Raw genomic sequence first — 12,128 nt, 5'->3', positions numbered from 1 at the left:
CGATTACGCTGGGTGCTATCCGGCAGCTGGTGCAAACAGCCGCAACAGGTCGGCCTGTTCCTGCTTCACTGTCAGCAGTGGATTGTTCGGCCGGGGGTAGATTTCCGCAGTGGCCCACTGGGCAGCCTTCACGCTCGACCCCGTGCCTATACACACGCCTCGGGCAAGCAGCTCGCCGCGCACCTGCCGGGCATCGAAAAAGTAGACGGAGGCGATACACCACGGGCGGGTGCTGCCGCGCGAGGACAAGAGCGCTGATGCCGGCCCCGCCAGTACCAGGTAGTGGTCGAGCGTCTCCGAGTCGGTCAGGTCGAGTAGGCCTTCACGCTTGAGGTACCACTTCACGTTGACGGTTCGTCCTTGAAGCGGGCCCGACGTGAATCGGCCGTCGATCCCGGGAGCTACCGCCGAGGCTTCGAGCTCGATCCCGAAGATCTTCGCCGCGATCCACTCGCCGAGATGTCCGGCGGTCATCGGGCGTTGGATGATCGCGGCGATCTGTTCATCGAGAGCGTTGCGCCGAGACAGGATCTCTGCAATCTGCGCAACACGTCGATCGTTCATAGGGGAAGAATGCCACGAGAGTGACCGAGTGGGGGACGGCCTATCAGCTGGTTGAGTGAACGCAGCGACTAAAGCCCGAGACGCCTGCAGCCCCAACTTTAGCCCTCCACTCAACGCCCGCTCCACCATCCGTCGTGGTACGGCGCAGCCACCCGACGCCGTCGGGCGGTACCCTCATGGGCCTGCTGCCGTACCTCAACCAGCTGCACCTAGCCGCCGTTCATACGTTGCACCGATGGGGCGCACCATGGATGACATAGTTCGATCGACATTTTCCAGCGCAATGTCGGGGGTGTCCGACGAGCTCTCGCGAATGCCCCTCAGCCTCTGGAACGAATCCGTCTTCCGGTATTTCTTCTGTCGCAGTCTCGCAGAGGCCCACCCCGACGTCACGCAGTTCGTGGAGTGCGACCGGATCGACCTGGTGTTGCACCACGCCAAGGAGAAGGCGTTCATCGAGTTCAAGCTCTACCTGCACGCGCCAAAGTTTGATCCATACACAGGAAGTCGGTCGGGCTTCAAAGGCGGACCGGGCCGCAAGAACCTGTCTGAGTTCTGCCGATGCGTTGATCAACTTTACGGTCGAAAATCGATGCACGGATTGTCCAAGTACATTGTCCTTGTCTACGCCGACCCGACCGCCGAGAGCACTCCCGGGAAAAGGTACTCGGCCCACTACGACGACTACGCCCACTGGGACGAAAAGATTACTCTTGAATTGTTGGCGTCTGCGGAGCCTGTCGAGTCCCGTCACGACCGAGTCCAGGCCAAGCTCTTCGCCGTTCGGTAGGCAACGCCAAGCACACGTCGTAGCCACGCCGAGGTCAGCGGGTGGGGTGATCATCGGGGGTGACGGTAGCCGCGGGAGGCTCACCTACGACTTTCGCCAACAGCCGCCGCCGTTGATGCTGCTCGACATCCCCGCTGAAGGTTGGGACGCAGCGATCTACCAGGCCCCGAGCTGCCGCCCTGATAGCCCAGTTCCCAACAGGAGGTTGGCGCTTCGACGCAGAGCTGGCGTTGCCGGTAACGGGCTTCTTCGCTTGTGCCCCCTATCTTGGAGGCAGTTTGGAAGCAGGCGCTGGTGGCGCAGACCGTTGCTGGCAGACGGTCTGCGTGACAGAGATCGAGATCGTCGGCTTCCCGCGGCAAGGGCTGCCGCCAACGACACGGCCGCAGCCCTTGCCCTTGGTTGAGGCGCTGCATACCCACCGTTGATGTGGTCAGCAGCATCCCGAACCTGCCACCCTGGGGGCCGTCCTCACCGCCTACAGGGCCCGCCGCGCCGCCTAGCGCCTCGCCCCCGGCGCTGACTGGCCCGACGCCGGGCTGTTCTTCTTCCGCCCCGACGGCCAACCGTGGCACCCCGACTCGGTCACCCCCAACCCTGCCGCCGCCTCGTCAGACAAGCCGGGCTGTCACCCACTCGACTGCAGGACCTGCGCCACGCCACCCTCGCCCTCGACGCCGGCGTCGACATCAAAGTGGTCTCCGGCCAACGCAGCCACTCCACCACCACCACCTCACCTGCGACACCTACCATCAGCACAGATCAATCCCCCTGGAGGCGGCTCAGGAACTCATCCACCAGGTGGGGCTTGGCGTCATCCATTCGGGTCCGAGTGCCCGAGGTGAGGCCACCGGCCTGGCCGCCACATGTGTAGATCAGAGGTACCGGTGGCTGGTCCGGGTAGCGCAGCACGAACGAGTGCTGGTGGGTGTATCCGATCATGGGGCAGGCCTCGCCCATTGGCTCTGGGGCGGCATCGGGCCACCAGCCGCTGTGTCGCTGCTGCCAGTGCCGCCAGGACTGGTTGCGGTCGGGTAGTCGGTTGAGCAGGGCGACGAAGTCGGCGGCCCCGGCGTGCAGCACCCGCTGACGCGGCGGATCGGCAACCCTGCGGCCCGGGATATGCAGCGCCGTGGGCGTCGTGCATAGCAGAACCTCCGTTGCGCCGGGCGGCACCAGCGAACCATGGGCGTCGACGAACTGGTGCCGCTCCTCGATGACCGGGCAGCCGTCCGATCCGAGCGGGATCTCATACGGAGTGCCTGCCACGGCCGGCCAGGGCGACGCGGTGCGCCGGACCCAGGCGGTCGTGACCACACCTGCGGCCACCGCGACCACCGACACCACGATGACCACCGCCCAACGCCGGCGCGGGCTCCACGTCGTCACTGGCCACCTCCAGCTCGGCGAATGCCAACGAGGCTAGACTGCCGATCCAGGCAAACGTGCAGCGGCAGATGAGACGAACCGCCGCTCAACTGAGCAGCGTTCAGCAGAAAGCAGCGAGTGCATCGGCGGCCGGCGCGAACGTACATGGGGAACCTCAGAGGACCAGCGCCGACACTGCGCCCTAGTACTCCAACGTCACTTGGCCTGTCTGCGCTGGTAGTGGGATCGGCGGGCTCGGGCTTGGGATGTTCGCCGCCAGATCGACCGGTGCAGGATGTGCTCTGGTGGGAGCGCCACGGCGAGGACGAGGGCGTTGAGGAGTCGGCGGCTCTCGGCGATGGTCAGCGCGATGATCTCCGGGTCGGCGTGGGGTCGCTGCGTGGTGGCGGCGAGGATGGTCAGGACGGCCAGGGCGAGCATGGCCAGGGTGATGAAGCGGTGCCAGCCGGTCCAGCCGCGGACTTGGTAGTGGTCCAGACCGACCTGGCCTTTGCCGGTCTGGAACAGCTCTTCGATGCTCCATCGGGAGCCGGCGACGGTGACGAGGGTGTGCAGCGGCATCGGGCGGGGTGACCAGCACAGGTAGAAGGCCAGCTCGCCGGTGGTGCGGTTGCGGCGGATCAGCAGCCACCGGTGCTCACCTGGCTGGGTGGCGGTGGTGATCCAGGCCCACAGGTACTCGCGTGGTCCTTTCGCTCCTGGGCCGCAGCTGTGCAGCTGCCACTCGGCGGTGGGGATCCGGGCGGCGACCTCGTCGACGCGTACGAGGGTGCGGCCGTCGTTGACGTGCACGCGTCGGTCGCATCCGACGGCCAGGACGTAGCCGATCCCGCGGTGTTCGAGGTCGGCGCGTAGACCGGGGTCCGCGCCGTAGACCTCGTCGCCGGTCACCCACCCCGCCGGAACGCCGGCGTCCGGCGCGGCGGCGATCATCTGCCGGGCCAGGGCCGGCTTCGTCGCGAACCCGATGTCGTCCGGGATGCCGGCGGCGGCGAGGCGGTCGGGTTGGTCGCACCAGGTCGTCTCGGGCAGGTAGAGCCTGCGGTCGATCAGCGCCCGGCCAGCGGGTGTCACGTAGGCCAGGAACACCCCGACCTGGCTGTTCTCGATCCGGCCGGCGGTGCCGGTGTACTGCCGCTGCACCCCGACTGAGCACAGGCCCTTCTTCAGGAAGCCGGTCTCGTCGGTGACCAGGACAGCGTCGGGGCGGCCGAGCCGCTCGATCAGCCAGGAACGCACGTCATCGCGGACGGCGTTGGCGTCCCACGCCGCTGTGCGCAGCAGCCGCTGCATCGCCTGCGGATCGGCGTGACCCGCCCGTTCGGCGAGGGACCAGCAGGTCTTGCGTTCCACGCCCGACAGCAGTCCTTCCACGAACTGCCCGGCGGTCCGGCGTGGCTCCGCCCGCACGAACCGGTCAGCGACACGGGCCGCCGCCTCGTCGAGGATGACCCGCCACCCGCCGGGGTTTAGGCTGTGGCCCACGGCCATCGCGCGATCTTCGGTTGTCCTCACAAACCATCGATGATCAACGCGGTGGCCGTCTTCATGCCCGCGCCACGCCCAACGCCGAAGCCAAGTGACGTTGGAGTACTAAGGGCCGCCCTGGCTCTGGCAGTAACACCAGCGGCGAGCAACGGATCTCCTCGTCGGGCAGTCGGTAGACCGCCCAGCCTCTGGACGGGGACAAGGTGGAGCGCCACCGGAGGGTCTGTAAGAACAACGGTGCAACTCCTGAACATGGATCGGCACGTGATGACCGACACAGCGATGGCCGTGGATACTTCCGCGGTGGCGAAGAAGAACAACGCGGTGGGTAAGCCGGCGGACGGTGTGGACGCGGAGTTGGTCGGCCGCCTGGTCGAGCAGGCCCGCGCATCGGGCTTGCAGCTGACCGGCGACGGCGGGCGGCCGAACCATCTGTGGTTGGCCGACATCACCGAGCATCACACCGCCGAGGACAAGCTCTACCTGTGCGCGGTCAAGGACGTCTGGTCCAACCGGATCGTGGGCTACTCCATCGACTCGCGGATGAAGTCCCGCCTGGCCGTCGCCGCGCTGGACAACGCCGCCGCCAGGCACGGTGACCTGGCCGACTGAATCCTGCACACCGACCGGTTGAATCCGCCCAATTCCGATCTAGGAAGTTCGTCCGATCCCTCGACCGCCATCACATGGCCGGATCGATGGGCCGTGTCGGCGGCGCCGGCGACAACGCCGCCATGGAATCCTTCTTCGGCCTCCTGCAGAACAACGTCCTGAACCGACGATCATGGGCCACCCACGAGCAACTACGGATCGCGATCGTGACCTGGATCGAACGGACCTACCACCGCCGCAGACGGCAGCGGTCGCTGTCTCGGTTGACCCCTGTTGAACTCGAGAGCATCATGCACCCAATTGCGCTGCACCAGTAGGTGACAGGTGTAGTCACGCGGCCTGACTGGACCCGAGGCAGGGTCGCGCGTCAGGCGGGACTGTCGGTCCAGCCGTCGAACATGCTTGCGTATGGGTCGGGTTCGCCTGTCATGGGGTCCAGGCCGGCCCGGAAGCGACGATGCTGTTCCCGCCAGTGCACGAAGGGCTGAATGCGGCCCCACAGGGAGAGATCACTGAGCGGGCACTCGTCGAATTCGGCAAGCATCAGCCGCCTGACGAACTCCGCCATCCCGCATTCGAACTGTGCCCAGTGCGGACTTCCATGACGCCGCCATACCACTACCGGCCATTGGTCGGGATCGGAGCCGGTCATCAGCCAGCCTAGTTCGTTGGCGTTGCAGCCGGTGCCCCAGGCCAGCACGGCATCCGCTCCGCGCCCCGTGCCTGGTACCCCACCGTCCATGTCCCACAGCTCACGCAATGTCAAAGTGGTGTCGACGATGGTCCCGGGGCTCCATTGCGGGAAGTCGACGGGTAGTGGCGCCAGGATGACCAGATTCTCGATCCCCCCAGCGCCGTAAGTCGCCATGAACGCGCGGTAGTCGGCCGGCAGTCGCGTACCCAGCTGCGCCTCGACGGCGTCCCAGTCCACCTCTTCGTCGGCGCCGTGTTCCGGCGGCATGATCCGGACGAGCGCGTCGACGTGGGGATGATTCAAGATGTTTACCGCCCTTTGGTCGTCCCGGTGATCGTAGTAGCCGAGACTGACAGAGCACCTGCAGGGACGCTCCTGCGGGCGGTCGGCCTGCCCCATCTTCTGGCGAGTCAGCAGTAAGTCAGCAAACATCGCCCTACGCGACAATGACGGGCGGAAGGAGCGACAAAGCCGGCCGAGCGGGAGCGCACAGGACCGTGCCTGTTGACACTGCCTAACTACTGGGGACCAGGCTTCCCCCCCGCCCGACGGGGGTCCTTCCCGGTAGAGGCGAGGGGCTTACAGACGACCGCGGACGTCGAGCTCCCGGAGGATGATCAACGGACGTGGACGCGCAGGACGAAGCCCACGGCGATTATCCCCAGAGTCAGGGCAATGTAGAAGATCACTAGCGCTCGACCCCGCCGTCGCTGCCGCACCGGTTCGGAGCCGGTCCGATCGGAGTTGCGGGCAACGGCGGAGGCCAACCGCTCGAAACCGGCTACCTCCCCAGCCGGCGTCAACCAACTCGTTTCCTCCACCTCCGGCAACGGCGGCGGATTGGAGACGTCATGGGTCTCGTACCGAGGTTCGATCCGCGGCGGCAGCCGCCGGAACCGGTTGTCCATGCCACCACTGTCGCAGACGCCGCCAAGGCAACCCCGGGTCAAGGGCTATCGCCGTACAGCACGGAAGTACAGCAACGAGCCGAACCGTTGGAACCCCAGACCGGCCGACCGAGGCTCCCCACCTCCGTACCGAGCGGTCAAGCGACCGCCTCGCCGGCAATCCATAGGTTCAGGGTTCGAGTCCCTAGCGGCCCACTCGTAGGTCGTCAGCGCAGGCAATGTCTTCCGCGAGCACGTGCAGCATCAAACGCCGCTGGGCAAAGAGGCGAACCGGCATATGCAGGCCGGACATCTTGTCCCGGATGAGCTAATGGTCAGAGCCATCGCTGACGCCCTAGCCAACGTCGACGGTGGCTCGGTGCTGTACAACTTCCCTCGCAAGGTCCGTCAGGCTGAGTTGCTGGCGCAGAGCGGCCATGTCCCCGACGCAGTGATCGAACTCGTCCTTACTGAGGACCAACTTCGCCTCGCCGTCCACCGCCGGGTGGAACGGCAGATAGCACTGGACCCCCAGCAAGCCGAGCGACGCCAGGAACTCTTGCTCATGTACTCGCATTCGCAGAAGAACTACCAGGAGCAGGTCGAGCCGTTGCGCGCTTACTACCGGACCCATGGCCTGTTGCGAACCGTCAGCGGCTTCGGTGGCTTCGAGGACGTAGCCGCCAGGCTGATCCCGATCGCCTCCGACGGTCAACGCCGCCCGTGAGATCGGGCAGGGTAGGCCGGCTGCCGGCCGACGTGGGAGGACTTTCTTTACATCCATCAAGGCGGCCCGCAACGGGCCGCACGCGCCGCCGCCTGGGCGCGCGCCGGCCGCTGCCGCTGTCGCTCTGCGGCCGTCACGCCGGATGCCCGGCGGCTGGCGCGGGAAGCGGGGAGCCCGGTGAGCCGCCGCAGACGGGATAGCGGGGAGAGTGGTGGAGGTTCGTCGCCGGCAGCCGGCCGCACCGCGCCTGAGCAGCGCGGCGCAGGGACCGACGCACCGGGTCCGCGCGGCAAGCCCCAAGCATGGGGGCGGTGGCCGCGTGAAGGCATGCCGGTCGTCCAGGAGCCGGCTCCACAGCCGCTCAGGGTCAGGTCAACCGCTCACCTGGGAGGGGAGGGTGGCCGCCGGTGGCCAGCTCCGACCCCGGGAGCCGGGCCGTGCCGGGCGAGGTTGGGTCAACTGCGCCACTGTGGCGGTGTCCGCCGGGGGCACGGTCCGTGACACGAGAGCCGACTCAGGCTGTTCCGGCAGCGCCCGTACGTGCGTCAAGGCCCGCTTGACGTGGCGGACCGGGCGGCGGCCTGTGGAGGAGTCCGCCGAGGCGATCGCGACGGCGGATGTTGAGGTGCGTGATCGTGCTGGGATCGGTGATCGGTGCGGGTAGCGGGTGCAGGGGCCGAGCGTTGTTGATGCCGCGGTGCGGGCGATGAGTGTTGTAATGCCGCTCGTACTGGCGCAGCGCGTGCAGCAGATGTGGCTGGTTCCAGATCAAGGTCCGGTCCAGCAGTTCGCGGCGGCAGGTCTGGATCCACCGTTCCATGACCGCGTTCATTCGGGGCACGCCGCTGAGGACGACCTTGATGCCGGTGTCGGCGAGGATGGTGTCGAACAGCGTCGGGTACTTGCCGTCTCAGTCGCGGATGACGAAGCGGGCGCGGCAGCCGGCGTCCTGCAGGTCCATGGCGAGGTTGCGCACGGCTTGGTAAACCCAGGCGGCGGTGGGGTGGGCGGTGGCGCCGAGGATGCGTACCCGGCGGGTGGCGTGCTCGATGACCGCCAAGATGTGCATTCGGGCGCCGGTCAGGGTCACGGTTTCGAAGAAGTCGGCGGCGAGGAGGGCCTCGGCTTGGGAGCGCAGGAAACACCGCCCAGCCATCTGACGTTCGTTCGGGTGCCGGGTCGATGCCGGCGTCGTTGAGGATTTCCCAGACCGTGGATGCGGCGACCTTGACACCGAGGACGAGTAGTTCACCGTGGATGCGCCGGTATCCCCATGAACTGTTCTCCCGCGCCAGGCGTAGCACCAGCGCGCGGATGGACCGCACCGTGGGCGGCCGGCCGACACGCTTCGGGCGAGAGATGCGAGCATGACGTGCGGCGATCAGGTCGCGATGCCAGCGCAGCACGGTCTCGGGGCGCACCAGCAGCCGGATCTGGCGTAGCACGGCGCGGGGGAGTCGGTGCAGCAGCGCGGCGAGCAACGCCCGGTCACTGGGGGTGAACCGGATCTTCTGGCCGTGCAGCTGCCGCTAAAGGACCATGATCTGGTGCCGCAGGGCGAGGATTTCGGCGTCCTTGGCCCGGTCGCTCATCGGCAGCAGCCGCAGCATCGCCAGCGCGTTGGTTACGCCGAGGTAGGCCAGTCGAAGTAGCACGACCAGGCATCCTCGTCCACTGGTCGTCAGCGATACGACCAGCCTGGGCAAGTTGGTGAGGGCAAGATCTTGTCGTCGTAGTCAAACTGGCCGTGACCAGGGCGGACGTCATTGTCGGCACCCGCAGGGTCGATGCTTCACTGCTCAAGCCTGCCTCGATCTTGCCAACGCTCAATGCAACGGTGCCCTGGCGATGTGCTTGACCATGTGGAGAACCACCCAGCCGGATCGATCATGTACGGTTCGGGCGGCGTCGGCCAGGGCCGAGATGATGGGGAGGCCGCGTCCGCCCTCGGCATACGGGTCGGGAAGGTTGCCGTGTAGCTGGGCGTCGTCGAAGGTTCCGTCGCTGTTACCGACGTCGATGACACATTCGTGCTGCCCAACGGTGATGTGGACCTCGATGTCGCCGGCCCGTCGGGCGTGCGAGACGGCGTTGGTGCACGCCTCGGTGATCATAAGGCTGAGGTCGGCACGGCACTGTCCGGTCACGCCGAGCCTGCTCAGCAGCAGGTCGGCTAGGCTGCGGGCATGCGACGCGGCGTGGATGTCGCCGGGAAGCGTCAGCGCCATGGTCGCCGCCATTTACTTCGCCGTCCCTTCGTAGTCGGGGAGTCGCCAGCGGTGAGCAGTCGGCTCTGGCGCGTCGGTACCCGGCCACGCCTTGGTGGTACCCCGTCGTCGGACCACAGAAACCGACTGGCTGCGTCCGCCCGCCGGCATCTCGAGGATCGCCGCCGTTGCGTTCAGACGGTGACCGGTGGTTCGGACGTTGTGCGCTTTACCGGATCCGCGTGGGCGACAGACAATGGCTCCTGTAGCAACGGCTCGATCACCAGACGTTGACGGGGCGTGCTTGCGGCCCCCCAGACCCCGTGGCCGCGCTTGTGAGCAGGATCGTCGCATCGGCCCCGGTCGGTAGACGGCGACCGGCGCTGGTGCATGGTCTGACCAAGATTAGGGGCGACGTCGAGGTGCCGATGATGGACAAGATGGGCAGTCTGGGTCAGGCTTGCCGCCCCGTGTACGCACCGGCGCGTCTGGCGGCTGTGCGGCGCAGCGGGTTGTTGGACACCGGCCCGGAGGAGGTGTTCGACCGGTTGGCCCGGCTGGCGGCGACCCTGCTCGGCACCCCGTTCGCCTACGTCACCGTCGTCGACGACCGGCGGTCATTCTGGAAAAGCTGCATCGGGGTGGCCGCCACCGATTTCGCCGACCGGCAGAACACCGTCGAGGAGTCGTTCTGCCGCTACGTCATCGACTCAGGCTCCAGACTGATCGTCCCCGACGCCCGGACCGACCCGCGCACCCACGACAACCCGTCGATCGAGTCCACCGGGGTAGCGGCCTGGGCGGGGTTCCCGATCCACGCACCCGGCGGGGAAGTCCTCGGCACTTTCTGCGTCGTGGACGCGCTTCCCCGCGACTTCACCCCGCACGACATCGAGGTCCTGGAAACCCTCTCCCACGCGGTTACCAGCGAGATCGCGCTCCGTGGTGCGCTGACCGATGCCCACGAGGCCTCATCAGCAGCGCTGCGAGCCGCCGAAGACGCCAGACAAGCCACCGCGCAGGCGCAGGCCGCCTCGCTGCTGGCGTTCGCGGCGGCCGAGGAATCAGCGATGCTTGCCCGCACCCTGCAGGAGAGCCTATTGCCCCCGCACGTACCACAAATCCCGGGAGCGCAGGTCGCCGCCCGCTACCTGCGCGGTGGACGGGGCGCCGACGTACTCGGCGACTTCTACGACGTGTTCCCCTCCACCCGCGATAGCTGGTCCATCGTGGTCGGCGACGTGTCCGGCAAAGGCCCGGTCGCGGCGAAGACGACCGCTCTGGCCCGCTATACCCTGCGCGCCGCAGCGGTCCGCTGCGCCACCCCCAGCACCAACCTCGCCACCCTCAACACCGCCTTGCTGGAATGGTTCACCGACGACAGCCACTTCCTCACCGCCGTCTACGCCACCGTCCGCCCCCACCCCCACGGGCTGGCCGTGCGGGTCAGCCGAGGCGGACACGACCCGGCCCTGATCCGCCGCGTCAACGGGCGCGTCGACACCCTCGGACACCCCGGCATCATCCTCGGCTGCTGGCCCAACCCCCACCTCACCGACCAGCGCACCATCCTGCACCCCGGCGACACCCTGATCCTGCACACCGACGGTGTCACCGAGGCCAGACGACCGGGAGACCGCGACATGTTCGGCGCGGAACGACTCCAGCGGCTCCTTGCCGCCACCAGCGCCACCAACGCCATCGACATCGCCGCCGCCATCGAGAACGCCGTACTCGACCACAGCCAACGCCACGTCGACGATGACACCGCTATCCTGGCCCTCCACGTGCCTGACCAGTGACCAACCCAATGACATGCATGACGCCGGAGGTAGCGTCACCCGCTGTCGCTTCATGCTCATGAGCGGGTGGTTGGATGCCGGGGGTAGGCGTGACTGAGGGTCGCCCCGCGGTGGTGACAAACAATGCCGCACCGAATAAGCCGGCATAACCCGTTAAACGCATACAGTTGATAATCAATCTCAAAGACTTATTCGAATATGGACCAAATCGGCTGGCGCGTTGGCAGCCGGAGGGTCATGGTTGCCCTATGACACAGACGATCCGGAGAAGCGACAAGGACCTGCAGACCAACGTCACCGACGAACTGTTGTTTGATTCCAGCATCGACGCCACGCATCTCGTGGTACTGGCGAACGGCGGCGTGGTGACACTTTCCGGCGACGTGGGCAGCCTGCCCGAGCGGCATGCGGCGAAACGGGCGGCCATGCGAGTAGCCGGCGTCCAGGCCGTCACCGTCGACATCGTGGTCCGCGACGCGGGCGTGTCCGGCGCCAAGGACAGCGACATCGCCGAGGCGGCGAACCAGATGCTCAACTGGGCGGTCGACGTACCCTCCGACACGGTCAAGGCAGGGGTCCGCGATCACGTGGTCACCCTGTCCGGCACCGTCAACTGGCAGTACCAGCGGGAGGCCGCGGCACGCGCGGTCATGTACCTCAAGGGCGTCACCGCGGTCGCCAACACCATCAGACTGATCGCGACCACTCCAGCGTCCGACGATCTGAAAGCCGCGATCGACGGGGCGATCCTGCGCAACGCCCAGCTCGACTCCCACCAGATCAAGGCTGATGTCAACGGCGCGGAGGTGACGCTGCGCGGGTCCGTGCGATCGTGGGCCGAACGCCGTCAGGCCGAGAAGGTGTCGTGGTCAGGTTCCGGCGTGACCAGCGTCAAGAACCATCTCACCGTCACCGCCTGATTCCAGATCCACCCCGCCGTCCCTGACGGCACGACAGCTCAATCCCTT

12 protein-coding genes and 3 pseudogenes are annotated in these 12,128 nt (G+C 66.9%); 6 read left to right on the top strand and 9 right to left on the bottom strand.

What is annotated here, in order from left to right; genetic code table 11:
• Positions 1 to 15 precede the first annotated feature (15 nt).
• On the bottom strand, positions 16 to 564 hold the full coding sequence (locus tag ACTMTB_RS29090; protein WP_441149356.1) for a hypothetical protein: 549 nt from the start codon (positions 562 to 564) through the stop codon (positions 16 to 18).
• A gap of 292 nt (positions 565 to 856) precedes the next feature.
• Here ACTMTB_RS29090 and ACTMTB_RS29085 point away from each other — a divergent pair, with 292 nt between their 5' ends.
• Positions 857 to 1,354: a hypothetical protein gene (locus ACTMTB_RS29085; protein WP_441149354.1), complete on the top strand. Its 498-nt coding sequence runs from the start codon at positions 857 to 859 to the stop codon at positions 1,352 to 1,354.
• A gap of 762 nt (positions 1,355 to 2,116) precedes the next feature.
• On the opposite strand, the gene ACTMTB_RS29080 is transcribed toward ACTMTB_RS29085, so the two are convergent.
• Together ACTMTB_RS29080 and ACTMTB_RS29075 are read right to left on the bottom strand one after the other, a co-directional pair.
• Complete coding sequence (locus ACTMTB_RS29080; protein WP_441149353.1) at positions 2,117 to 2,710, bottom strand: hypothetical protein; 594 nt, start codon at positions 2,708 to 2,710, stop codon at positions 2,117 to 2,119.
• Between the two features lie 228 nt (positions 2,711 to 2,938).
• The gene (locus ACTMTB_RS29075) at positions 2,939 to 4,234 is read right to left on the bottom strand and encodes an IS701 family transposase (RefSeq protein WP_441149352.1); all 1,296 of its coding nucleotides are present in this window, start codon (positions 4,232 to 4,234) and stop codon (positions 2,939 to 2,941) included.
• A gap of 264 nt (positions 4,235 to 4,498) precedes the next feature.
• Here ACTMTB_RS29075 and ACTMTB_RS29070 point away from each other — a divergent pair.
• Positions 4,499 to 4,666, top strand: a pseudogene (locus tag ACTMTB_RS29070) (IS256 family transposase); the annotation flags it as partial.
• Positions 4,655 to 5,160: pseudogene (locus ACTMTB_RS29065) on the top strand (transposase); the annotation flags it as partial. The pseudogenes ACTMTB_RS29070 and ACTMTB_RS29065, both read left to right, overlap by 12 nt.
• Positions 5,161 to 5,210: 50 nt before the next feature.
• Here the strand turns inward: ACTMTB_RS29065 and ACTMTB_RS29060 are convergent.
• Both ACTMTB_RS29060 and ACTMTB_RS29055 read right to left on the bottom strand, forming a co-directional pair.
• On the bottom strand, positions 5,211 to 5,969 hold the full coding sequence (locus ACTMTB_RS29060) for an SMI1/KNR4 family protein (protein ID WP_441149351.1): 759 nt from the start codon (positions 5,967 to 5,969) through the stop codon (positions 5,211 to 5,213).
• Between the two features lie 185 nt (positions 5,970 to 6,154).
• The gene (locus ACTMTB_RS29055) at positions 6,155 to 6,445 is read right to left on the bottom strand and encodes a hypothetical protein (protein ID WP_441149350.1); all 291 of its coding nucleotides are present in this window, start codon (positions 6,443 to 6,445) and stop codon (positions 6,155 to 6,157) included.
• A gap of 214 nt (positions 6,446 to 6,659) precedes the next feature.
• Between ACTMTB_RS29055 and ACTMTB_RS29050 the strand changes: the two are divergent.
• Positions 6,660 to 7,151, top strand: a pseudogene (locus ACTMTB_RS29050) (adenylate kinase family protein); the annotation flags it as partial.
• A gap of 514 nt (positions 7,152 to 7,665) precedes the next feature.
• Here ACTMTB_RS29050 and ACTMTB_RS29045 read toward each other — a convergent pair.
• From ACTMTB_RS29045 to ACTMTB_RS29030, 4 genes are all read right to left on the bottom strand, one after another.
• A complete protein-coding gene (locus tag ACTMTB_RS29045) occupies positions 7,666 to 7,983 on the bottom strand; it encodes an integrase core domain-containing protein (protein ID WP_441149349.1) in 318 nt (105 codons plus the stop codon).
• A gap of 78 nt (positions 7,984 to 8,061) precedes the next feature.
• The gene (locus ACTMTB_RS29040; RefSeq protein WP_441149347.1) at positions 8,062 to 8,307 is read right to left on the bottom strand and encodes a hypothetical protein; all 246 of its coding nucleotides are present in this window, start codon (positions 8,305 to 8,307) and stop codon (positions 8,062 to 8,064) included.
• Between the two features lie 373 nt (positions 8,308 to 8,680).
• The gene (locus tag ACTMTB_RS29035; RefSeq protein WP_441149346.1) at positions 8,681 to 8,806 is read right to left on the bottom strand and encodes a hypothetical protein; all 126 of its coding nucleotides are present in this window, start codon (positions 8,804 to 8,806) and stop codon (positions 8,681 to 8,683) included.
• A 171-nt stretch (positions 8,807 to 8,977) separates the two neighbouring features.
• Positions 8,978 to 9,391, bottom strand: coding sequence for an ATP-binding protein (locus tag ACTMTB_RS29030; protein ID WP_441149345.1), 414 nt, complete (start codon positions 9,389 to 9,391; stop codon positions 8,978 to 8,980).
• 398 nt (positions 9,392 to 9,789) lie between these two features.
• Here ACTMTB_RS29030 and ACTMTB_RS29025 point away from each other — a divergent pair, with 398 nt between their 5' ends.
• Positions 9,790 to 11,160, top strand: a complete 1,371-nt coding sequence (locus ACTMTB_RS29025; RefSeq protein WP_441149344.1) for a PP2C family protein-serine/threonine phosphatase — start codon at positions 9,790 to 9,792, stop codon at positions 11,158 to 11,160.
• Positions 11,161 to 11,408: 248 nt separating this feature from the next.
• Entirely contained in the window at positions 11,409 to 12,080 is a 672-nt protein-coding gene (locus ACTMTB_RS29020; protein ID WP_441149343.1) for a BON domain-containing protein, read from the top strand.
• The last annotated feature ends 48 nt before the right edge of the window (positions 12,081 to 12,128 follow it).

The organism is Micromonospora sp. L32, assembly GCF_052068055.1.
Lineage (GTDB): Bacteria > Actinomycetota > Actinomycetes > Mycobacteriales > Micromonosporaceae > Micromonospora > Micromonospora purpureochromogenes.
This window is presented reverse-complemented; position numbering and strand designations above follow the sequence as displayed.